The sequence below is a fragment of the Variovorax sp. HJSM1_2 genome (genome assembly GCF_049316285.1).
GTDB lineage: Bacteria > Pseudomonadota > Gammaproteobacteria > Burkholderiales > Burkholderiaceae_C > Rhodoferax_B.
The window spans coordinates 17,702-38,098 of record NZ_JBMOXA010000018.1 but is presented as its reverse complement, the minus strand read 5'-3'; the positions used below and the strand labels follow the sequence as shown (position 1 = coordinate 38,098).

Below are 20,397 nucleotides of genomic sequence, written 5' to 3'. Positions count from 1 at the left end.
CGGTTTGGGCATGAGCGCACCGAAACCTGTGGACTGCTCCTATCATCTGTAAACATGCATCTGCATCCATTTTTGTCACCATCTCTACATCAAGGAGTTAGTCCATGCCCACCTACCACGTCGAAATGATGGAAGGCCGTACCGTCGAGCAGAAGAAAAAGCTGGTCGAAGAAATCACCCGTGTCTCGGTGGAAATTCTCGGCGGCTCGCCCGAGTCGGTAGACATCATCATCACCGACATCCAACGCCACAACTGGGCCACCGGCGGCAAGCTGTGGTCTGAACCGCGCAGCTGAAAAAGCTCTCGCGCTCACTTCATCGGTTTGACTGACACATCACGCGGAAGCTTTGATGCCAGACGCCAGCCAAGCACTCGTTCGTTCGGAACTGCTGTGGTTGGCCGGCATGGCCACGTTGCTGGCTTTGGCCTTGCAGGTGTGGCGCCCCGCATTGCGCAGCGGCCTGCGCGCGAGTTGGGTTTTGTTGCTGCTCACGGTGCTGCTGCAATCCGTGGCCGTGACCGCCGCTGCCTTTAATGCGCCGCTGGCCGCAGAATTGTTGCGCAACGCGAGCACCTTGCTGACGGTGTGGGCGGTCATACAGATCGCCACGCTGGCCCTGTTCCGCTGGATGCTGCCGGGCCTTGGTTTGCAGGTGCCGCGTATCGCGCACGACCTGAGCATGATGGGCCTGTCCCTTGGTTGGCTGCTGCTCTGGTTGCGCCTGCTGGGGGTGGACGCCTCGCAGCTCTTCGCCACCTCGGCCGTGTTAACGGCGGTGCTCGCCTTTGCCATGCAGGACACACTGGGCAACATCATGGGCGGCGTGATGCTGCAGCTCGACCACTCGCTGCGTGTCGGTGAGTGGGTCTACCTGGACGAACTCAGCGGCCGCGTGGTCGATGTGCGCTGGCGCTATACCGAAATCCTGACGCGCAACCGCGAGACCGTGGTGGTGCCCAATAGTTGGCTCATGAAAAACCGCTTTCGTGTGCTGCGCCGCACCGCCGAAGCGCCCTTGGTGTGGCGCCGCTGGGTGTATTTCAACGTGGATAGCCATGCCGCACCCAGCCAGGTGCTGCAAACGCTGGAGAACGCCGTGGTGGACGCTGGCCTGCAGCGCGTGGCCACACAGCCGCCACCGAACGCGGTATTGCTGGACATGTCGCCCGGCTTCGGCCGTTACGGCCTGCGTTATTGGCTGACCGACCCGCAGTTCGATGACCCTAGCGATTCCGCCGTGCGCATACACGCGCTGGCCGCGTTGGCCCGCGAAGGCATACGCCTGGGCATGCCGCTGGAAGAGCGGCTGATGATGAACGAAGACGACAACTGGCGCAGCGCCGGCGAGCGCCGAGAGAACGCCAAACGGCTCGCCGCCATCCGCAGCGTGGCACTGTTTGCCAGCCTGAGCGAAGCCGAACACGCCATGCTGGCCAGCCACCTGGTGCACGCACCGTTTGCTGCGGGTGGCACGATCACGCGCCAGGGCGCGGTGGCGCACTGGCTCTACCTCATCGTGCGCGGCGAGGCCGAAGTGGTGATCGATGGCCCGCAAGGCCGAACCGTGGTGGCGGAATTGCGCGACGGTAACTTCTTCGGTGAAATGGGGCTGCTCACCGGCGCCCCGCGCAGCGCCACGGTGATTGCGCGTACCGATGTGGAGTGTTACCGGCTCGACAAAGAAGGCTTTGCCGAGGTGCTTAATGCCCGCCCCGACCTGGCGCAGGAAGTGGCCCAGGTGCTGGCCCAACGCAAAGCAGCCACTGACGCGCGCCTGGAGCAGAGTGCCGCCAGCAATGGCCAAACACGTCCCGCAGACCTGCTACAGCGCATGCGCGCGTTTTTTGCGTTGAAGGGATGATGCCCGTGACCAGCAGCCTTCGGCCGAAAGTCCTATCATCAGTGCTTTAGCTTTCAGTCTCCTCGCGCCGGCTGGGCCCATGCCGCCGAATACGCCACGCCGCGAGAGCCGCCATTTTTGAGCTCCGTCACCTCATCCACCGCGTCGTCCTCTGTCGAAGCCCTGCGCGCCCGCTACGGCGAGCGTTACCGCTGGCTGCTGTTGATCTCGGTGATGATTGGCACCATGGCGTCCATCATGTCGTCGACCATCGTCAACGTGGCCATTCCCGACATGAGCCATCACTTTTCGTTGGGCCAGTCACGCGCGCAGTGGGTCACCTCGGGTTTCATGGTGGCGATGACGGTGTCCATGCTCACCACACCCTGGTTGTTGGGACGTTTCGGTTATCGCCGCACCTATGTGGGGTGTATGTGGCTGCTGCTCGGGGGTGGCGTGCTCGGCGGCTTGACCAACCATTACGGCATTGTGCTGTTCGCGCGTGTGGCCGAAGGGCTGGCGGCGGGGGTGGTGCAACCGATACCAGCGATCATCATTCTGCGCGCCTTCCAGCCCCACGAGCAGGGGCGCGCCAGCGGCCTGTTTGGCATGGGGGTGGTGCTGGCGCCGGCCATTGGGCCGAGCATTGGGGGCGTGCTGGTGGATTTGTTTGGCTGGCGCTCTATCTTCTTCATGGTGGTGCCGTTTTGCCTGGCGTCTTTCTGGCTGGCCTACAAGTTCGTGCCCACGACCACACCAGGCGGCACTGCCGCCAACCGTGATGGCGCGGGGTTGGACTGGCGCGGCATGCTGCTGGCCACGGCGGGCACCCTGTGTTTGCTCAACGGCATGGTGGCGCTGCGCGACAGTGGTGGCTGGACGGCCGGTCTGCTATTGGCCGGTGCCGTCTGCGCAGTGGTCGGGTTCATCGCCTGGCAGCGCCGCTTGGCAGCACTTGGCGGCACCGCGCTGATGAACCTGCACCTCTTCAGTTACCGCCAGTTCAGCATGGGCAGCATCGTGGCGGTGATCTACGGCACGGCGCTGTTTGGCTCCACCTACCTGCTGCCGGTGTACATGCAGGTGGGCCTGCATTTATCGGCGTCTTATGTGGGCACCACGCTGCTGCCAGCCGGCATCGTGCTGGCCTTCACCATTGCGGGCGTGGGCCGCCTGGCCGACCGTCATCCCACTTATCTGCTGGTGAGTATTGGTGTGGCGCTGTTGGCGTTATCGTTTGCGCTCATGGCCACGGTGACGCTGACCAGTGCCGCCTGGTGGCTGGTGGTTTGGGTGACCTTGGGGCGCATTGGCCTGGGCTTCATCCTGCCATCGCTCAACCTGGGCGCCATGCGGCCGCTGGACAAAGCGCTGATTCCGCAGGCGTCCAGCACCATCAACTTCTTGCGCATGCTGGGTGGCGCCAGCGGGGTGAGCCTTTGCGGCATCGTGCTGGAGTGGCGCCTGGCGGCCCATGGCGATTCGTTTGCCAACCCAGTCACCAGTCCCGAACGCCTGGCCGCCTTCAACGAGACTTTCATGCTACTGGCCGGGCTGTGTGTGGTGGCGCTGGTGGCGGCATTGCAACTGCGTGAAACGGCGCCGGTGGCCAAGAGTTCCACGGGTTAAAGTCGGCGTATGTGTCAACTTCTTGGAATGAACTGCAACACGCCAACCGACGTGATGTTCAGCTTTGCCGGTTTTGCCGAACGCGGCGGCCGTACCGACCACCATGCCGACGGCTGGGGCATCGCCTTCTACGAGGGCAAAGGTGTGCGCCATTTTGTGGACCACGAGGCGGCGTGCAGTTCGCCGGTGGCCGAGCTGATTCGCCGCTACCCGATCAAGAGCCGCAACGTCATCTCGCACATCCGCAAGGCCACGCAAGGTGTGGTGAGCCTGGAGAACTGCCACCCGTTTGTGCGCGAGTTGTGGGGCCGCCATTGGGTGTTTGCGCACAACGGTGACCTCAAGGATTACCAGCCGCGCCTGCATGGCAATTTTCGTCCGGTGGGCAATACCGACAGCGAGCGCGCCTTTTGCTGGATCATGCAGGAGCTGGCCAAATCACATGCCGACGTGCCCAGCGTGGCCGAGCTGACGCTGACATTACGCGAGCTGGCGCCGCAAATCGCCCGCCACGGCACTTTTAACTTCATGCTGACCAATGGCCAAGCCTTGTGGGCGCACGCTTCGACGCTGCTGCACTACGTGGAGCGCAAACATCCGTTTGTACGCGCCCATCTGGCCGATGAAGACCTGAGTGTGGACTTTGCCGAGGCGACCACGCCGAACGACCGTGTGGCCGTCGTTGTGACCACGCCGCTGACCACCAACGAGCAGTGGACGGCGTTTGCGCCGGGTGAGCTGCGGGTGTTTGTTGATGGTGTCGCGCTACCCGCTTGAGGGCCGTTTGGCGGGGCGGGCCGGGCGCTTAGGTTCTCAATTTTGAGAGCTGCGGGCGCTTGCCAGATCAGCGTAAAAGGCTTATCGGGCTGATGAAGCCAAGTTGCTACGCTTCGGCCAGCAGCTTTTCGATCAGCCGATGCAACTCGGCAAAATCGGGTTCGCCGACAAAGCGTTTGACGATTTCGCCGCGTTTGTTCACCAGGAAGGTGGTGGGTGTGAGTTGGATGTCGCCCCAGGCTTTGGCGGCAGCGCCTGTGTTGTCTATGGCGACGTTGAACGGCAACTTGCGTGTTTGCGCGTAGTTCACCACGTAGGCCGGGGGGTCATACGACATGGCCACGGCCAAGGTGTCGAAGCCACGGCTGTTGTACTTGGCATAGGTGTCGATGATGCGCGGCATTTCGGCCACGCAGGTCACGCAGCTGGTTGCCCAGAAGTTCACCAGCGTGACCTTGCCTTTGAAGTCCTGGGTGGTTTTGCGGCTACCGTCCAACAAAACGTAACTTGCAGGCGGTGCGGTCTCGGCTGCGGCGCTCACATAATAGGCAGCACCGCCCACTGCGAGCAGCGCGGCGACAGCCAGGGGAACGTAAGTTTTTTTCATTACAGGAGCGCCTTATGAACCACTCGAACCACTCAAGGGACCGCCGAAATTTTAGTCTGGCCACGGCCGGTCTGCTGGGCCTGCCTTTGCTGGCCGTTTGGCAGCCAGCACAGGCGTTGTCGATTGCCGATCTGACCGACCAGGAAGCCTCGCAGGGACTGCGCACCGCGCTGACACAAGGCGCGCAAGTGGCTGTGGACCTGCTGGGCAAGTCTGGTGGATTCCTGGACAACGAAAAAGTTCGCATAGGTTTGCCCGGCGGGCTGGACAGCGCGGCCAAGCTGATGCGCAAACTCGGCCAGGGCCAGAAGGTGGATGAACTCATCACCAGCATGAACCGCGCCGCCGAAGCCGCCGTGCCCATGGCCAAAGACCTGCTTATCAACGCTGTGAAAAACATGAGTGTGCAGGACGCCAAAGGCATACTCACGGGCGGCGACACCTCGGTCACCGACTTTTTCTCGTCCAAAACCCGGGCGCCGCTGTCGGCGCAGTTTTTGCCCGTGGTGAGCAAGGCGGTTGAAAAAGTAGGCCTAGTAGAGCAATACAACCAGATCGCCGGCAAGGCCTCAGGCATGGGGCTGATGAAAAAGGAAGACGCCAATATTCAGCAGTACGTGACAGGCAAAACTTTGGACGGGCTGTACTTCACCATAGGCGAACAAGAGCGCCAGCTGCGGCAAAACCCCGCAGGTGCGGCCAGCGCCATCGTCAAAAAGGTGTTCGGCGCCATTTGAGTCGCCGCAGCCCAGCCTGTGCTGCGCGATGGGGCGAGCCGGCGCCCCGTGTTGTCAAACCGGGCTACGTTTGCGTGACAGCCCGGTCATCAAGGCGCGTGGCAGCATGGTGCGCAGGTTTTCGGTGTTGACGCGGGTGATGGTGTCGCTCATCCAGGTGGACATCATCAGTGTTTTTGACTCGTCGACGATTTCAATGAACGGAAAGTTCGGGTCGTGCCGGGTGAGCTCGCTTTGCAGCGTCTCCAGCACTTCGTCATTGCAGCGCTCGTCGTAAATCATCAGCGGCGGCCGCTCCTGGGCGCAGTAACGTGCGGCGCGTGTGGAGTTGGCGGCACAGTTCAACTCCAGGCCCATGTTCAGGCAGATGGTTTCCACCGTGCGACGCAGCTTGGGGTCGTCGGTCACCAGCAGCGGTGCCGTGCCATTGATGGCGGATGAGCCGCCCATTTGCCAGGAATCCACGCGCGAACGGGTCTCGGCGTGGTCCAGTGCTTCGAGTGGCGGCGGGGTGCTGCGCTGAAATTCAAGGCTGAGCACGGTTTCTGTGGCCGACACGGTGCGCGTGATCTTCACGCCCATGGTGCGTGTGACTTCCATCAGCAAGTACCAAGAGAGTTTTTCAAACTCGGGCGGTGTTTCTGGCTTGAGTGCAGATTCCGCACGCGGGTTGGCGGTGAAGCGCAACAGGCTGAATTCGGGTGGGTTTTGCAGATTCAGCGCAACATTCAGATGATGCCCACGCAGCGAGATCCAGTCTATGCTGGCATCGATCAGGCTCATCAACAGGCCTGGGTCGAAGATCACGTCTACGGGCTGAATGTGCTGCTGCAGCAGGATGTCTTGCGCTTGCAAACGCGGCAGGTTTTCTGCCAAGGCCTGGGTCAGCAAAATGTCCAGCCGCAGCTTTTCATGAGATTGCCGCAAGCGGCCGTTGGCCAGGCGCGCCAACTGCTGGCTTTGCATGGCGGTTTTGCGCGCGCCCTCGATCATGTAGCCCAATTGCTTGATGTGTCGGCGCGAGATCTTGCCCGACTCCAGAATGCCCGCAACGATTTGCTGCATATGCGACAGCGGGTCGGCTAATTCCGCGCCTATGACGCCAGCGATATCGAGGTGAGCGTAGCCGTTGTTGGTTGGGGCTTGGTCTGTGGGCGACGAGAGCGCGTTGATGAGAGGTGCGGATGGCATCGAAGGTTCTGGGGCCGTGGCGTCTGTGGGGCGTCTAAATGGCTTAAGTGGCGCGTATTCTGAGGCTTGGTAGAGTGAGAGTATCCAAGAATGTATCTTAGTGTTACAGCATTTGCAGTGTATAGGGCGTCGTATGAATGGGACGCCAAAACACTGGATAGTCGATGCGATGACACCAAGACTACCGTTAGGATCAACGCGCGCCATCATCGCCGCTTTGGCTGTTGATAATGCTTGTATGAACGGCATTTTCAAGCCCTTGTTTTCACTACTGCTGTTGGCGCTGGCAGCCTGTCAGCCCGCGCTGAACTGGCGTGAGTCGCGCAGCGACGCCAGTCCGCTGAGTGCGCTATTGCCCTGCAAACCAGACCGAGCCACCCGTGAAGTGCCCATGGCCGGGCAGACGGTGACGCTGGATATGCTGGGCTGCGATGCCGCAGGCGCCACATTTGCGATCTCGCATACGCAGCTCAGCGACCCCATGCAGGCCGGTCCGGCGTTAGCCGGCTGGCGCACGGCGGTGTTGGCAAACATACGAGCGGCTGAGGTGGTTGAAACCCCGTTCGCACTGCCTGGTTCTCTGGGGCTGCCGCAAGCGGTGCGGCTGCGCATGCAGGGCCAGCGGACCGACGGGCGTGCCGTTTCGGCCCAGGCCGTGTGGTTTGCATATGTAAACCGTGGTGCCGTCGATGTTTTTCACGCCGTTGTTTATGCTGATCACCCTGACGAAACGGTGGTGAACACTTTCTTTGATGGCTTGCGGCTACCATGAGGGTCGATGTACCGCTTACTCCTCCAAGCAGGTCGATGTTTCTTGCATGTAAAACCGGAACGCTTTGCCTGGGTTGCGGCTGGCAAACCCCATAATTGCCTTCAATGAATAGTATCCTCATCATTGCCCACGCGCCGTTGGCCCATGCCCTGCGGCAATGTGCATTGCATGTCTTTCCCGATTGCGAGCAAGGGGTGGTGGCGCTGGATGTGCAGCCGAATGTGTCGCCGGAGGAGACCACCGCCACGGCTCGTATCGTGCTGGAGCAGTTGGATACCTCGCATACGCTGATTCTTACCGATGTATTTGGCGCAACCCCGTGCAACGTGGCGCAGCGCCTGGCCGACGGTGTGAAGTGCCGGCTCATCAGTGGCGTCAATCTGCCCATGTTGCTGCGCACCGTGACCTACCGCCACGAACCACTCGATGCCTTGGTGCAGCGGGCGCTGATTGGTGGCACGCAAGGGATCATGCAGGTGGCGATCACCGCACCGCAAAATCAAGTCAGAAAAAAGAATGATTCAAACTACTACGACCATCAGCAATAAGTTGGGTCTGCATGCCCGCGCCTCGGCCAAGTTGACCAAGTTGGCGGGCAGCTTCCCGTGTGAGGTCTGGATGAGCAAGGGTGAGCGGCGCGTCAATGCCAAGAGCATCATGGGTGTGATGATGCTGGCCGCCGGCATTGGTTCCGAAGTCACCATCGACACCGATGGCCCTCAGGAGCAAGAAGCCATGCAGGCTTTGCTCGCCCTGATCGCCGACAAATTTGGCGAAGGTGAATGAAACCCCAGCGGCGCTACTGCGCGCGACCTTTTGAGGGGCTTGGCGCATGACGTTTTCGGTGCACGGCCTTCCCGTCGCCCGTGGCATTGCCATTGGGCGCGCGGTATTGGTGGCGTCCAGCCGGGTGGACGTTGCGCACTATTTCATCGAGTCTGACCAGGTTGCTGCCGAGATTGACCGCGTGCGCATGGGGCGTAATGCGGTGGTTGATGAGATCCAGCGGCTGCAGCAGGATATGCCCAAGGATGCGCCGCACGAGCTCACGGCCTTGCTGGATGTGCATCTGATGCTGCTGGAGGATGAGACGCTGACGCTTGGTGTGAAGCACTGGATCACCGACCGGCTGTACAACGCCGAATGGGCTCTCACCACGCAGCTGGAAATCATCGCACGCCAGTTTGACGAGATGGAAGACGAGTACTTGCGTGAGCGCAAGGCCGATCTTGAGCAGGTGGTGGAGCGCATACTGCGCTACATGAAGGGTGTGGCGTCGCCGGTATCGCCGCCCTCACGGGCACGCGAGGCACAGCGTCAGCAAGACTTGCTTCTGGACGATACGGTGGACGTGCCGCTGGTGCTGATCGCACACGATCTGTCGCCAGCCGACATGCTGCAGTTCAAGCAAAGTGTGTTTGCCGGATTTGTCACCGACGTCGGGGGTAAGACCTCGCACACCGCCATCGTGGCGCGCAGCCTGGATATCCCGGCGGTGGTGGGGGCCCGCAACGCCAGCCAATTGGTGCGCCAGGATGACTGGGTCATCATCGACGGCGATGCGGGTGTGGTCATTGTCGACCCCTCGGCCATCATCCTGGCCGAGTACGGCTTCAAGCAACGCCAGGTCCAGCTGGAGCGCCAGCGCCTGACGCGTCTGCTGCACACTCCGGCAACAACCTTGGATGGCCAGAAAGTTGAGCTGCTGGCCAATATTGAACTCCCAGAAGATGCCGACGAAGCCGTCAAAGCTGGCGCCGTGGGTGTGGGTTTGTTCCGCAGTGAGTTTTTGTTCATGGGGCGCAAGGCCCTGCCGGACGAAGAAGAGCAATACAAGGCCTACCGTCGCGCCGTTGAAGGCATGAAGGGGCTGCCTGTGACCATTCGCACGGTCGATGTGGGCGCAGACAAACCGCTAGAAAAAGGGCTCAAGGAAGACGCGCATCTGAATCCCGCACTCGGACTGCGCGCGATTCGCTGGAGCCTCGCCGACCCGGCGATGTTCCGCACCCAGTTGCGCGCCATCCTGCGCGCCGCAGCGCACGGACCCGTGAACCTGTTGATCCCCATGCTGGCGCACGGCAGCGAAATCCGCCAGACCTTGTCGCTGCTGGACTTTGCGCGGGTTGAACTCGACAACCGCGGAATCCCTTATGGCGATCTGAAGGTCGGCGCCATGATAGAAATTCCAGCGGCTGCCCTCAGCGTCAAGATGTTCTTGCGCTACTTTGACTTCCTGTCTATCGGTACCAACGACCTGATCCAGTACACATTGGCGATCGACCGTGCCGACGAATCGGTGGCCCACCTTTACGACCCCTTGCATCCAGCGGTGCTGATGTTATTGGCCAGCACCATTGCGGAATGCCGCGCACAAGGCAAGGGGGTGAGTGTTTGTGGCGAAATGGCCGGTGATGTCGCCATGACCCGGTTGCTGCTGGGCCTGGGGCTGCGCAGCTTTTCCATGCATCCCACGCAGATTCTTGCGGTCAAGCAGGAAGTGCTGCGAGCCGACGCCGTTCGCTTGACCACCTGGTCGGAAGAAGTTCTGGCCGCCGATGATCCGTCCTTGGTGTTGTCTCTCGTCAGACCCTGAGCGCTAGAGACAACCGCTGTGGCGCGACGCATTGCCTGATTTCCTGGCGAGTACGGTGCGGCGGCTGAAGCCACGCGGTAGCGTGGTGGTCAGTGGCAAGAGGCAAGGACGTGCCATCCACCAGCGTAAAAAAGCCCCCGCCGCAGGATGCTGTGGCGGGGGCTTTTCGGTGGCGCGTAGCGGCCGGCGTTATCCGTACGAGGTTGTTTACACCCCTGCGGCGTGGGCCTGCTGGTCGGCGTGGTAGCTGGAACGCACCATGGCGCCTACTGCGGCGTGGCTGAAGCCCATTTTGTAGGCTTCTTCTTCAAACATCTTGAAGGTGTCGGGGTGCACGTAGCGGCGCACGGGCAAATGGCTGTTGCTGGGCGACAGGTACTGGCCTATGGTCAGCATGTCGATGTTGTGCTCACGCATGTCGCGCATCACTTGCAGGATTTCTTCATCGGTCTCGCCCAGGCCGACCATGATGCCGCTCTTGGTTGGCACATTGGGGTGCAGGGCCTTGAACTTTTTCAGCAGGTTCAGGCTGAACTGGTAGTCGCTGCCGGGGCGGGCTTCTTTGTAGAGGCGCGGCGCGGTTTCCAGGTTGTGGTTCATCACGTCTGGTGGCGCGGCCTTCAGGATTTCGAGTGCGCGGTCGTCGCGGCCACGGAAGTCGGGCACCAGGATTTCGATCTGGGTTTGTGGCGACAGTTCGCGGATGTTCTGAATACACGACACAAAGTGGCCGCTGCCACCGTCGCGCAGATCGTCGCGGTCCACGCTGGTGATCACCACATACTTGAGCTTGAGCTTGGCGATGGTCTTGGCCAGATTTAGCGGCTCATCGGCGTCCAGAGGGTCAGGGCGGCCATGGCCCACGTCGCAGAACGGGCAGCGGCGGGTGCACTTGTCGCCCATGATCATGAACGTGGCCGTGCCCTTGCCGAAACATTCGCCGATGTTGGGGCAGCTGGCTTCCTCACACACGGTGTGCAGGTTGCTCTCGCGCAGGATCTGCTTGATCTCGTAAAAACGTGTGGTCGGGCTGCCGGCTTTGACGCGGATCCAGTCGGGCTTCTTCAGCACTTCGGCCTGAACCACTTTCACGGGGATGCGCGACAGCTTGGCCCCCGCCTTCTGTTTGGCCAGGGGGTTGTAATCTTCAACGGATTGCGCGTCGCGCACAACTTCTACAGTGCTCATGTTCTTTCACGGCGCGAGCTGGGCCGCCAGCTTGTGGGCCAGCAGGTTCGCGACTTCGTCCCAAGTGGTTTGAATGCCGATTGTAGAAAGGTCTACGGTCTTCAGTCCTGCATAACCGCAAGGGTTGATGCGGGAGTAGGGTTCCAGGTCCATGGCCACGTTCAAAGCGAGGCCGTGGTAGGTGCAGTGCCGGCTGACCTTGATGCCCAGCGCGGCGATCTTGCCCAGGCCGATAAACGGGTCAACACCGGGCAGTGCGGGCGCCAGGCGATGATGCGCAAACGGGTCGTCCAGCCGCACGTAAATGCCCGGAGCGCCGCCCACACGGTGGCCGGTCACGCCCAGGTGCGCCAGGCTGCGTATCACCGCTTCTTCGATGCGGTAAACGTATTCCTTGACGAAGTAGCCAGCGCGCTTCAGGTCGATCAGCGGGTAGGCCACCACCTGGCCCGGGCCGTGGTAGGTGACCTGGCCGCCGCGGTTGGTGGAGACGACGGGAATGTCGCCGGGCAGCAGCAAATGCTCTTGTTTGCCCGCCAGGCCTTGGGTGAAAACCGGCGAATGCTCGCAAATCCATAGCTGATCAGGCTCATCTGCTGTGCGCTGAGCCGTGAAATCTTGCATGGCCTGGTAGGTGGGCAGGTAGTCCACCCGGCCCAAGGCCCGGACTTGAAGCGGCATGCTGGCCGCCAGTGTGGCAGCCGTCACAGCACCATCTTCACCATGGGGTGGGTGCTGAGGGTGCGGTACAGCTCGTCGAGCTGCTCGCGCGACGTGGCGGTGATGGTGACCGTCACACCCAGGTAGTTGCCGCCCTTGCTCTCGCGCAGCTCCACCGTGCTGGCGTCATACGTGGGGTCAAACTGTTTGGCGATGGTGGTGATGGCGTTCACAAAGCCGTCGACATGCACACCCATCACCTTGATGGGAAACAGCGAGGGATACTCGATCAGCGAATCTTTGCGCGGATCGACCGGTGCGTCGGCGGGACTGTTGGGGGTATCGGGTGTAGACATGGCTGGCTCCTGTTTAGGCTGTAGGCGTACGCTCAATGGCGTCTTGGTAGGCCGCGTACAAGCTTTGGTAGATGGGGCCGGGTTGGCCGTTTCCAACCGCCAGGCCGTCCAGCTTGGTGACGGCGGTCACCTCCTTGCCAGCGCTGGAGAGCAAGACTTCATCTGCGGTGCGCAGTTCTTCGCTGGCAATGCGGCGCAGGCTGAAGGGAATGCCATGGGCTTGGCACAGCTCTTCAATCAGGCCAAAACGAATGCCTTCCAGCACCAGATTGTCCTTGGGCACGCCGATGACGGCGCCATCTTTCACGATCCACACATTGCTGTGCGAGGCTTCGCTCAGGAAGCCGTTGCGGAACATGATGGTTTCGGCTGCGCCCACGTCAAAACTGATCTGCCGTGCGATCACCGCGCCCAGCAGGCTGGTGGCCTTGATGTGCGCCTTTTCCCAGCGGAAGTCGTCGGCCGTCACGGCGGCCACGCCTGCTGCACGCTGTTCTGCGCTGGCCGGCTTGACGGTCGTGGCCATGACAAACACCGTCGGCGTCAGGCCCGCGGGCATGGGGTGGTCGCGCAGGGCCACGCCACGGCTGATCTGGATGTAGACCGACTGCAGGTGTGTGGCCGGGTCGGCGCCCACGTGTTCGGTGTGGGCCTTCAGCACTTTGCGGATGATGGCCTTCCACTCTTCACGGGTGTGCGGGTTGGCGATGCGTAATTCGGCCAGGCTGCGCTCCAGGCGCGCCATGTGCTGGTCGAAACGGAACAGGCGGCCAGCGGCGTAGACCGGCACCACTTCGTAGATGCCGTCACCAAAGATGAAGCCACGGTCCATGACGCTGATCTTGGCGTCGCACAACGGGGTGTAGGCGCCGTTGAGGTAGCAGGGGAAGTCGGGCAGAACGCTGGGCTGAGAGGAAGAAGTCATGCGGTAATTATCGGACGGTTGTTTTTGTTTGGGTTTTTACGGCTGCGGTTTCAGGAAGCGCGTTTCACCGATGGCGAGCAAAAAGAACTGGTCATCGGTGACGCCTTGCGCTGCGCGGGCCTTGGCCAGATCGTTTGGAGGCTGGTCGAGTGGCTCGTCGGTCAGATTAAAGGTACCCCAGTGCACACCGACACTTTGTTTGGCGCCCAGGTCGCGTTGCACTTGCAGGGCCTGGGTCGGGTTCATGTGCTGGGGTTGCATAAACCATTCGGGTTCATAGGCGCCCACCGGTATCAGCGCCAGATCAAAGCCGCCGCGCGTGGCCAGGCGCGGCGCGAGCCGCGTGGCGGTATCTTTGAAGTCCGCGCTGTAGCCCGAGTCGCCGCCAAAATACCAGTTGAATGCTGGCCCCATCACGGCCCAGCCGCCCCATAGGGTTTTGTGGCGGTCGTTGATGCCGCGTGCCGACCAGTGCTGCACCGGCGTGAGCATGAAATCGACACCCGCCACCGCGTGCGACTGCCACCAGTCCAGCTCCACCACGTTCTGGATGCCTTCATCGGCAAACCAGGCCTTCAGGCCCTGGGGCACGATGAAGAGTGTTTTGCCGGCGGAGCGGGTGTTTAACGCCCGCACGCTGGCCACGTCCAGGTGGTCGTAATGGTTGTGCGAAATCACCACCACGTCGATGGGCGGCAGGTCGGCCAAGGCGACGCCTGGCGCCTGGTTACGCTTGGGGCCAATCCATTGCACCGGCGAGGCGCGCTCACTGAAGATCGGGTCGGTCAACACATTCAGGCCATTGGCCTGCACCAGCATGCTGGCGTGGCCCACCCAGGTGATGGCGGGCCGCATGGCGCTGCCGGCCACAGCGTTGGCGCTGATGGCGGGCAGGTCGGGGGCCACGACCGGAATCGGCGTGCGCGGTGGTGGAGGCAGGTTGTTGCGCCAGGCGTTCCATTGCCAACGCAGCAGGTCGGACAGCGGGCCCGGAAGGGTGTCAACGTAGTTGTTGTGGAACTTGCCGTCTTGGAAATGGGTTGGGGTGTTGCCGCCGGCCTGCGTCGCGCTGGTTTGAGGAGGCTGCGGCGCACAGCCTGCCAAAGACAGGAAAACCGCGCAAAACGCCCAAGCAAGACTCAGCCTCACGGGCTTGCATGGCGTGTGCATGGCTTAGGCGCGCAACAGCAGAATCGCCAGCACGGCGGCCCAGCCCAGGCCCAGGTTCGCCAGCACCCACGGGTGCATGCGGGCCAGTTGCCGACCAGCTGAGGCCCAGTCGCTCGCGGCGATGGCGCGGCGCAGCTTTTGGTAGGGACCAAAAAACAGATGCGCAAAGATCAGCGTCATCATCACGCCCAAGGCGGCCATGACGTGCCAGCCAGGGGGCGCGGCCGCCATGCCGACCCGGGCCAAGGTGACAAAGCCGCTCAGCAGCAGTGCGGCAATGCAGATCCAGACGATGGGAAAAAATTTGTTCAGGACCGCTGCCATCAAGGGAAGACGCTCTGGCGGGGCAAGCAGTCGTGCCGCCGCGGGGCGCAGCATGTAAACCAGAAATGTCATGCCGCCCAGCCAAACAATGGCTGCAACCAGGTGAAACAACTTAAGCCAAGGTGTCATGAATAGCCCGATATGGAGGCTGGAATTGTTTCCAGCAGGTAAAGTGCGTCCGGCGCGTGCGGGACACACTTGCGCCCGAGCATTATGGATGCTCTGGGTTTCTACGTATAATCAAGAGCTTTGCTGAATTGTCGAGGGTGTAGCCCGGTTGTAATTTGACGGGGACACAATGGCTTACCAAGCTGAAGATAGCGCTGAAGAAAACGATTTCAAGCCCCTTACCGCCGAAGAAGCGCGGCAGTGGAGGGCCAAGAATCCGCCGCTGTCGCTTTGGTGGGTTTGGCGATGGCAACTGGTAGTGGGCGGGCTGGTGGCTTTGGCTGCGGGCCTGGTGTCCGGGCAGGTCGCCATGGCCATGTCGGCAGGATACGGAGCGCTGGCAGTGGTGATACCGGGGGCTGTTTACGCTCGCGGGCTCTCCAGTCGCATGATGCGCCTCTTTCCCGGTGCTGCCATGTTGGGGTTTTTTGTATGGGAGTTGGTCAAGATCATCTTGACGGTGGCCATTTTGTTTGCGGCACCGCGGATGGTTCAGGGGCTGAGCTGGCTGGTATTGCTGCTTGGCTTTGTGCTGACCATGAAAGTTTATTGGGTGATGTTGGTGCTGCATTCTCGGCGCCAGCATTCGGTTAAGTGAATAAGGCACAGGTAGATATGGCGACTGAAAACGTTGGTGCAGAAGGTCCAAACGCAGGCGACTACATTGTTCACCACTTGCAGCATTTGCAACGAGACTTCTCGTTCGGATCTGTCAAGCAAACCAGCATTGTGGATTTCAGCCTCTTTAACCTGGACTCGCTGATCTATTCCGTGATTTTGGGTGTGGTGGGTTGCTTCTTGCTTTGGCGCGCTGCGCGCAAGGCCACCTCCGGCGTTCCTGGTCGCTTCCAGGCTGCGGTGGAGATCATGGCTGAAATGGTCGAGAACCAGGCCAAGGGCGTGATCCATAACGCCACCAGCCGCAAGCTGGTGTCGCCGCTGGCGCTCACCGTGTTCTTCTGGATTTTTGCCATGAACGCCATGGACATGCTGCCCGTGGACTTGCTGCCCAATCTGTGGCAACTGGCTTACGGCGCTGCTGGTCATGATCCACACCACGCTTACATGCGTGTGGTGCCTACTGCCGACCTGTCCACCACTCTGGGTTTGTCGGTCAGCGTCTTGTTTGTTTGCTTGGTGTACAACGTCAAGATCAAGGGCGTTGGCGGCTGGGCGCACGAAATGGTGGCGGCACCGTTTGGTGACCACTGGTTCCTGTATCCGATCAACTTCCTGATGCAAGTGATCGAATACCTGGCCAAAACAATTTCCCACGGCATGCGACTCTTCGGCAACATGTTTGCCGGTGAGCTGGTGTTCATGCTGATCGCCCTGATGGGCGGCGTGTGGGCCTGGCAGTTCAACCCCCTTGAAGGTGGTTTCTGGCTGGGCGTCGGGCACGTTATCGCTGGATCTGTGTGGAGTATCTTCCACATTCTGGTGATCACCTTGCAAGCCTTCATCTTCATGATGTTGACATTGATCTACGTGGGACAGGCTCACGAGTCTCACTAAGTTTCGTTTCTCTTTTTTCTTTTTTCTTTACCTGTAATCTCTAGGAGCAATCATGGAAAACATTCTCGGTCTCGTCGCTCTGGCTTGTGGTTTGATCGTCGGTCTGGGCGCAATGGGCGCATCTATCGGTATCGCTTTGATGGGCGGCAAGTTCCTGGAATCGTCGGCTCGTCAACCTGAGTTGATGAACGAACTGCAAACCAAGATGTTCATCTTGGCTGGTCTGATCGATGCGGCCTTCCTGATCGGCGTGGCTATTGCTCTGCTGTTCGCTTTTGCCAAGCCCTTCGCAATCTAATTTCTGGCGACCTTTCACGACCGAAAGGAAATAAGCCGTGAACATTAATTCGACCCTGTTCCTGCAAGCCGTCGTTTTTGCGATTTTGGTTTGGTTCACGATGAAGTTCGTGTGGCCACCCATCACCAAAGCACTCGACGAGCGGGCACAGAAGATCTCTGATGGCCTGGCGGCCGCAGACAAAGCTAAGACCGAGTTGGCCGTGGCCAACAAGCGTGTGGAAGCCGAGCTGACCAGCTCGCGCAACGAAACCGCTTCTCGTCTGGCCGATGCTGAGCGCCGTGCCCAAGCCATCATTGAAGAAGCTAAAACCCGCGCAAGCGAAGAGGCCGCCAAGATCGTTGCTGCTGCGCAAGCAGAAGCCGCGCAGCAGGTTGTCAAGGCCCGTGAAGCCCTGCGTGAGCAGGTGGCTACGTTGGCCGTGAAGGGTGCAGAGCAGATTCTCCGCAAGGAAGTCAATGCTGGTGTCCACGCCGATTTGCTGAACCGTCTCAAAACCGAACTCTAGGCTGTAAGAACACGACCATGGCTGAAATAGCAACCATTGCCCGTCCGTATGCTGATGCCTTGTTCAAGGCGTCGGCCAACGATGTCGCCGGTGCTGCGGCATGGCTCGATGAGCTGGCTGCGATCGCGGCCAATGCACAACTTCAGCAGTTTGCTGGCAATCCAAATGCTGGCGTTGACCAGGTGTTTGATGTGATCGCGGGCGTCGCTAAAACGGCGCTCCCCGATGCAGCCAAAAACTTCTTGCGCACCGTGCTCGAAAACGGTCGCCTGCAAGCTTTGCCTGAGATCGCCAACCAGTTCCGTGCGCTGAAAAACGCACAGGGCGGGTTGTCCGACGCCACCGTCTTCAGCGCGTTCCCTATGGATGCGTCTGCGCTGGCCGATGTGTCCTCAATGCTCGAAAAGCGTTTTGGCCGCAAGCTGAATTTTGTCATTGCATTACAGCCAGAGCTGATCGGTGGCATTCGCGTTGTGGTGGGTGATGAGGTGCTCGACACCTCCATCAAAGCCCGCCTGGAACAAATGAAATTGGCATTGACCGCTTAAGGTTGGGCCTGTGTCTTCAGCCTGAGCCCATGGCTCTGGTTGTTTGCTAACCAAAGAAAGAGAAGGAAAGAGTCATGCAACTCAATCCCGCAGAAATTTCTGAGCTGATCAAGAGCCGTATTGAGGGCTTGGCAGCCAGCGCCGACATTCGCAACCAAGGTACCGTGGTCTCCGTGACCGACGGTATCGTGCGCATCCACGGCTTGTCCGATGTGATGCAGGGCGAAATGCTTGAATTCCCGTCCACCGCCGATGGCACGCCAACCTTTGGCCTGGCATTGAACCTCGAGCGCGACTCCGTCGGCGCCGTGATTCTGGGTGAATACGAACATATATCCGAAGGCGATACCGTGAAGTGCACGGGCCGCATTCTGGAAGTGCCAGTTGGTCCCGAACTGATTGGCCGCGTGGTGAACGCCTTAGGTCAGCCTATCGACGGCAAGGGCCCGATCAACGCCAAGATGACCGACGTGATCGAAAAGGTCGCTCCCGGCGTGATCGCGCGTAAGTCTGTTGACCAACCCGTGCAAACCGGCCTGAAGTCTATCGACTCCATGGTGCCCGTGGGCCGTGGTCAGCGCGAACTGATCATTGGTGACCGCCAGACCGGTAAGACGGCCGTGGCCATCGACGCGATCATCAACCAAAAGGGTCAGAACATGACCTGCGTTTACGTCGCGATTGGCCAAAAGGCTTCGTCGATCAAGAACGTGGTGCGCGCCCTGGAACAAGCTGGCGCGATGGAATACACCATCGTTGTCGCAGCTTCGGCTTCCGAATCCGCTGCGATGCAATACGTGTCGGCCTACTCTGGCTGCACCATGGGCGAATACTTCCGTGACCGCGGCGAAGACGCGCTGATCGTCTATGACGATCTGTCCAAGCAAGCCGTGGCTTACCGCCAAGTGTCGTTGCTGCTGCGCCGTCCACCAGGCCGTGAAGCCTACCCTGGCGACGTGTTCTATCTGCACAGCCGTCTGCTGGAACGTGCCGCGCGTGTGAACGCCGAGTACGTTGAAGCCTTCACCAAGGGTGAAGTCAAGGGTAAGACCGGTTCGTTGACCGCATTGCCTATCATCGAAACGCAAGCTGGCGACGTGTCTGCTTTCGTGCCAACCAACGTGATTTCGATCACCGACGGCCAGATCTTCCTGGAAACCAGCCTGTTCAACGCCGGTATCCGTCCTGCGATCAACGCTGGTATTTCCGTGTCCCGCGTGGGTAGCTCGGCGCAAACCAAGATCATCAAGGGCCAGTCCGGCGGTATCCGTACCGACTTGGCACAGTACCGTGAATTGGCGGCTTTCGCCCAGTTCGCATCTGACCTCGACGAATCGACCCGCAAGCAACTCGACCGCGGCGCACGTGTGACCGAACTGTTGAAGCAAGCGCAATACAGCCCACTGCCTATCAGCTTGATGGGTGCGACGCTGTTTGCCGTCAACAAGGGTTTCATGGACGACGTCGAAGTCAAGAAGATCCTGGCTTTCGAACACGGCCTGCACGGTTACCTGAAGGACAAGCACGCTGCGCTGCTGTCCAAGCTCGAAACCACCAAGGCTTTGGACAAGGACGCTGAGGCTGAATTGACTGCCGCTGTGGGCGCGTTCAAAAAGACCTTTGCTTAATTTCTACCTGATCACAAGGAGCCACTGATGGCATCAGGCAAGGAACTACGCACCAAGATCAAATCGGTGGAAAACACCAAGAAGATCACCAAGGCGATGGAGATGATTTCCGTATCCAAGATGCGTAAGGCGCAGGACCGCATGCGGGCTGCTCGTCCTTACAGCGAAAAGGTACGCAACATCGCCAGCCACCTTGGCCAAGCGAACCCAGAGTACGTGCACAGCTTCATGAAGTCCAACGACGGTAAGTCCGTGGGCTACATCGTGGTGAGCACCGACAAGGGCTTGTGCGGTGGGTTGAACACGAACTTGTTCCGTGCATTGACAACCCAGTTGCGCGACAACCAGGCCGCTGGCAAGTCGGCGCAAGCTGTGGCTGTCGGCGGTAAGGGGCTTGGTTTCCTGAACCGTATTGGCGCCAAGGTGGTGTCGCACGTCACGCAACTCGGCGACAAGCCGCACCTCGACAAGCTCATCGGCCCGGTCAAGGTGTTGTTGGATGCTTTCACCGCTGGTGAAGTCAGCGCTGTGTACGTCTGCTACAACAAGTTTGTCAGCACGATGAGCCAGACGCCTGTCGTCGAGCAGCTGCTGCCCCTGGTTGCGACCAAGATGGACGCAGAAACCAAGGCCAGCAACACGCAACACGCCTGGGACTACATCTATGAGCCAGACGCGCAAACCGTGATCGACGACTTGCTGGTTCGCTATGTGGAAGCACTGGTGTACCAGGCTGTTGTTGAAAACATGGCCTCCGAGCATGCAGCCCGTATGGTGGCGATGAAGGCCGCAACGGACAACGCCGGCAACGTGATTGGTGAACTGAAGCTGGTCTACAACAAGACCCGCCAAGCAGCGATCACCAAAGAGTTGTCGGAAATCGTTTCCGGTGCAGCGGCCATCAGCGGCTAAGGCCTGCTTCATCGCACATCGGCACAGCAAGATTCAAATTTATTGG

At 60.3% G+C, this 20,397-nt stretch carries 24 protein-coding genes; 16 read left to right on the top strand and 8 right to left on the bottom strand.

The features are described 5' to 3' along the window. Positions 1-104: 104 nt before the first annotated feature. The 4 genes from ACFQ95_RS18270 to ACFQ95_RS18255 all read left to right on the top strand — a co-directional run bounded on the left by ACFQ95_RS18270 (position 105) and on the right by ACFQ95_RS18255 (position 4,248). The gene (locus ACFQ95_RS18270; RefSeq protein WP_422833239.1) at positions 105-296 is read left to right on the top strand and encodes a 4-oxalocrotonate tautomerase; all 192 of its coding nucleotides are present in this window, start codon (positions 105-107) and stop codon (positions 294-296) included. 55 nt (positions 297-351) lie between these two features. After that, positions 352-1,863 (top strand): cyclic nucleotide-binding domain-containing protein, encoded by a 1,512-nt coding sequence (locus tag ACFQ95_RS18265; protein WP_422833237.1) that lies wholly within the window; start codon positions 352-354, stop codon positions 1,861-1,863. A gap of 117 nt (positions 1,864-1,980) precedes the next feature. Continuing rightward, positions 1,981-3,471 (top strand): MFS transporter, encoded by a 1,491-nt coding sequence (locus ACFQ95_RS18260; RefSeq protein WP_422833235.1) that lies wholly within the window; start codon positions 1,981-1,983, stop codon positions 3,469-3,471. A 9-nt stretch (positions 3,472-3,480) separates the two neighbouring features. Further along, positions 3,481-4,248: a class II glutamine amidotransferase gene (locus ACFQ95_RS18255; RefSeq protein ID WP_422833234.1), complete on the top strand. Its 768-nt coding sequence runs from the start codon at positions 3,481-3,483 to the stop codon at positions 4,246-4,248. A 106-nt stretch (positions 4,249-4,354) separates the two neighbouring features. Here the strand turns inward: ACFQ95_RS18255 and ACFQ95_RS18250 are convergent, their stop codons facing one another. Then, complete coding sequence (locus tag ACFQ95_RS18250; RefSeq protein WP_422833232.1) at positions 4,355-4,855, bottom strand: TlpA family protein disulfide reductase; 501 nt, start codon at positions 4,853-4,855, stop codon at positions 4,355-4,357. A gap of 14 nt (positions 4,856-4,869) precedes the next feature. Here ACFQ95_RS18250 and ACFQ95_RS18245 point away from each other — a divergent pair, with 14 nt between their 5' ends. After that, positions 4,870-5,592, top strand: a complete 723-nt coding sequence (locus tag ACFQ95_RS18245; protein ID WP_422833230.1) for a DUF4197 domain-containing protein — start codon at positions 4,870-4,872, stop codon at positions 5,590-5,592. 54 nt (positions 5,593-5,646) lie between these two features. Here the strand turns inward: ACFQ95_RS18245 and ACFQ95_RS18240 are convergent, their stop codons facing one another. After that, positions 5,647-6,783, bottom strand: a complete 1,137-nt coding sequence (locus ACFQ95_RS18240; RefSeq protein ID WP_422833228.1) for a hypothetical protein — start codon at positions 6,781-6,783, stop codon at positions 5,647-5,649. A gap of 238 nt (positions 6,784-7,021) precedes the next feature. Here ACFQ95_RS18240 and ACFQ95_RS18235 point away from each other — a divergent pair, with 238 nt between their 5' ends. The 4 genes from ACFQ95_RS18235 (at position 7,022) to ptsP (ending at position 10,151) form a co-directional block, all read left to right on the top strand. Next, positions 7,022-7,555, top strand: a complete 534-nt coding sequence (locus ACFQ95_RS18235) for a hypothetical protein (RefSeq protein ID WP_422833227.1) — start codon at positions 7,022-7,024, stop codon at positions 7,553-7,555. A 104-nt stretch (positions 7,556-7,659) separates the two neighbouring features. Beyond that, on the top strand, positions 7,660-8,103 hold the full coding sequence (locus ACFQ95_RS18230; protein WP_422833226.1) for a PTS sugar transporter subunit IIA: 444 nt from the start codon (positions 7,660-7,662) through the stop codon (positions 8,101-8,103). Then, positions 8,072-8,341, top strand: coding sequence for an HPr family phosphocarrier protein (locus ACFQ95_RS18225; RefSeq protein ID WP_422833225.1), 270 nt, complete (start codon positions 8,072-8,074; stop codon positions 8,339-8,341). Before ACFQ95_RS18230 ends, ACFQ95_RS18225 begins: the two co-directional genes overlap by 32 nt. A 46-nt stretch (positions 8,342-8,387) precedes the next feature. Next, positions 8,388-10,151: a phosphoenolpyruvate--protein phosphotransferase gene (ptsP, locus tag ACFQ95_RS18220; protein ID WP_422833224.1), complete on the top strand. Its 1,764-nt coding sequence runs from the start codon at positions 8,388-8,390 to the stop codon at positions 10,149-10,151. 207 nt (positions 10,152-10,358) lie between these two features. Here the strand turns inward: ptsP and lipA are convergent, their stop codons facing one another. Genes lipA through ACFQ95_RS18190 form a run of 6 tightly spaced genes read right to left on the bottom strand, consistent with a single transcriptional unit; the run spans position 10,359 to position 14,846 of the window. Then, a complete protein-coding gene (gene lipA, locus ACFQ95_RS18215; RefSeq protein ID WP_422833223.1) occupies positions 10,359-11,339 on the bottom strand; it encodes a lipoyl synthase in 981 nt (326 codons plus the stop codon). A 6-nt stretch (positions 11,340-11,345) separates the two neighbouring features. Continuing rightward, positions 11,346-12,032, bottom strand: coding sequence for a lipoyl(octanoyl) transferase LipB (gene lipB / locus ACFQ95_RS18210; protein ID WP_422833328.1), 687 nt, complete (start codon positions 12,030-12,032; stop codon positions 11,346-11,348). Positions 12,033-12,043: 11 nt separating this feature from the next. After that, on the bottom strand, positions 12,044-12,355 hold the full coding sequence (locus ACFQ95_RS18205) for a YbeD family protein (RefSeq protein WP_422833222.1): 312 nt from the start codon (positions 12,353-12,355) through the stop codon (positions 12,044-12,046). A 13-nt stretch (positions 12,356-12,368) separates the two neighbouring features. Continuing rightward, positions 12,369-13,280, bottom strand: coding sequence for a D-amino acid aminotransferase (locus ACFQ95_RS18200; protein ID WP_422833221.1), 912 nt, complete (start codon positions 13,278-13,280; stop codon positions 12,369-12,371). 36 nt (positions 13,281-13,316) lie between these two features. Further along, positions 13,317-14,450, bottom strand: a complete 1,134-nt coding sequence (locus tag ACFQ95_RS18195; RefSeq protein ID WP_422833220.1) for an MBL fold metallo-hydrolase — start codon at positions 14,448-14,450, stop codon at positions 13,317-13,319. 3 nt (positions 14,451-14,453) lie between these two features. Beyond that, entirely contained in the window at positions 14,454-14,846 is a 393-nt protein-coding gene (locus ACFQ95_RS18190; protein ID WP_422833219.1) for a CopD family protein, read from the bottom strand. Between the two features lie 226 nt (positions 14,847-15,072). On the opposite strand from ACFQ95_RS18190, the gene ACFQ95_RS18185 reads away from it, so the two are divergent. The 7 genes from ACFQ95_RS18185 to atpG all read left to right on the top strand — a co-directional run bounded on the left by ACFQ95_RS18185 (position 15,073) and on the right by atpG (position 20,351). Continuing rightward, complete coding sequence (locus tag ACFQ95_RS18185; protein WP_422833217.1) at positions 15,073-15,540, top strand: ATP synthase subunit I; 468 nt, start codon at positions 15,073-15,075, stop codon at positions 15,538-15,540. 17 nt (positions 15,541-15,557) lie between these two features. Then, entirely contained in the window at positions 15,558-16,457 is a 900-nt protein-coding gene (atpB, locus tag ACFQ95_RS18180) for a F0F1 ATP synthase subunit A (RefSeq protein WP_422833215.1), read from the top strand. 52 nt (positions 16,458-16,509) lie between these two features. Beyond that, on the top strand, positions 16,510-16,755 hold the full coding sequence (atpE, locus tag ACFQ95_RS18175) for a F0F1 ATP synthase subunit C (protein ID WP_076196444.1): 246 nt from the start codon (positions 16,510-16,512) through the stop codon (positions 16,753-16,755). 37 nt (positions 16,756-16,792) lie between these two features. Further along, positions 16,793-17,263, top strand: a complete 471-nt coding sequence (locus ACFQ95_RS18170) for a F0F1 ATP synthase subunit B (RefSeq protein WP_422833213.1) — start codon at positions 16,793-16,795, stop codon at positions 17,261-17,263. Between the two features lie 17 nt (positions 17,264-17,280). Further along, positions 17,281-17,811, top strand: a complete 531-nt coding sequence (locus ACFQ95_RS18165; protein WP_422833212.1) for a F0F1 ATP synthase subunit delta — start codon at positions 17,281-17,283, stop codon at positions 17,809-17,811. A gap of 74 nt (positions 17,812-17,885) precedes the next feature. Further along, positions 17,886-19,439 (top strand): F0F1 ATP synthase subunit alpha, encoded by a 1,554-nt coding sequence (atpA, locus tag ACFQ95_RS18160; protein WP_422833211.1) that lies wholly within the window; start codon positions 17,886-17,888, stop codon positions 19,437-19,439. A gap of 27 nt (positions 19,440-19,466) precedes the next feature. Beyond that, positions 19,467-20,351 carry a F0F1 ATP synthase subunit gamma gene (gene atpG, locus ACFQ95_RS18155; RefSeq protein WP_422833209.1) on the top strand — a complete coding sequence of 295 codons (885 nt, stop codon included), beginning with the start codon at positions 19,467-19,469 and terminating at the stop codon, positions 20,349-20,351. The last annotated feature ends 46 nt before the right edge of the window (positions 20,352-20,397 follow it).

Bases quoted from the DNA above. Each gene is read 5' to 3' on its own strand.
- ACFQ95_RS18255 (WP_422833234.1), top strand. From the start codon at position 3,481: ATGTGTCAACTTCTTGGAATGAACTGCAACACGCCAACCGACGTGATG.
- atpG (WP_422833209.1), top strand. From the start codon at position 19,467: ATGGCATCAGGCAAGGAACTACGCACCAAGATCAAATCGGTGGAAAAC.
- ACFQ95_RS18250 (WP_422833232.1), bottom strand. From the start codon at position 4,855: ATGAAAAAAACTTACGTTCCCCTGGCTGTCGCCGCGCTGCTCGCAGTG.
- ACFQ95_RS18185 (WP_422833217.1), top strand. From the start codon at position 15,073: ATGGCTTACCAAGCTGAAGATAGCGCTGAAGAAAACGATTTCAAGCCC.
- lipA (WP_422833223.1), bottom strand. From the start codon at position 11,339: ATGAGCACTGTAGAAGTTGTGCGCGACGCGCAATCCGTTGAAGATTAC.
- ACFQ95_RS18230 (WP_422833226.1), top strand. From the start codon at position 7,660: ATGAATAGTATCCTCATCATTGCCCACGCGCCGTTGGCCCATGCCCTG.
- ACFQ95_RS18200 (WP_422833221.1), bottom strand. From the start codon at position 13,280: ATGACTTCTTCCTCTCAGCCCAGCGTTCTGCCCGACTTCCCCTGCTAC.
- ACFQ95_RS18245 (WP_422833230.1), top strand. From the start codon at position 4,870: ATGAACCACTCGAACCACTCAAGGGACCGCCGAAATTTTAGTCTGGCC.
- ACFQ95_RS18265 (WP_422833237.1), top strand. From the start codon at position 352: ATGCCAGACGCCAGCCAAGCACTCGTTCGTTCGGAACTGCTGTGGTTG.
- atpA (WP_422833211.1), top strand. From the start codon at position 17,886: ATGCAACTCAATCCCGCAGAAATTTCTGAGCTGATCAAGAGCCGTATT.
- ACFQ95_RS18225 (WP_422833225.1), top strand. From the start codon at position 8,072: ATGATTCAAACTACTACGACCATCAGCAATAAGTTGGGTCTGCATGCC.
- ACFQ95_RS18270 (WP_422833239.1), top strand. From the start codon at position 105: ATGCCCACCTACCACGTCGAAATGATGGAAGGCCGTACCGTCGAGCAG.
- ACFQ95_RS18165 (WP_422833212.1), top strand. From the start codon at position 17,281: ATGGCTGAAATAGCAACCATTGCCCGTCCGTATGCTGATGCCTTGTTC.
- ACFQ95_RS18240 (WP_422833228.1), bottom strand. From the start codon at position 6,783: ATGCCATCCGCACCTCTCATCAACGCGCTCTCGTCGCCCACAGACCAA.
- ACFQ95_RS18190 (WP_422833219.1), bottom strand. From the start codon at position 14,846: ATGACATTTCTGGTTTACATGCTGCGCCCCGCGGCGGCACGACTGCTT.
- atpB (WP_422833215.1), top strand. From the start codon at position 15,558: ATGGCGACTGAAAACGTTGGTGCAGAAGGTCCAAACGCAGGCGACTAC.
- atpE (WP_076196444.1), top strand. From the start codon at position 16,510: ATGGAAAACATTCTCGGTCTCGTCGCTCTGGCTTGTGGTTTGATCGTC.
- ACFQ95_RS18205 (WP_422833222.1), bottom strand. From the start codon at position 12,355: ATGTCTACACCCGATACCCCCAACAGTCCCGCCGACGCACCGGTCGAT.
- ACFQ95_RS18235 (WP_422833227.1), top strand. From the start codon at position 7,022: ATGAACGGCATTTTCAAGCCCTTGTTTTCACTACTGCTGTTGGCGCTG.
- ptsP (WP_422833224.1), top strand. From the start codon at position 8,388: ATGACGTTTTCGGTGCACGGCCTTCCCGTCGCCCGTGGCATTGCCATT.
- ACFQ95_RS18195 (WP_422833220.1), bottom strand. From the start codon at position 14,450: ATGCACACGCCATGCAAGCCCGTGAGGCTGAGTCTTGCTTGGGCGTTT.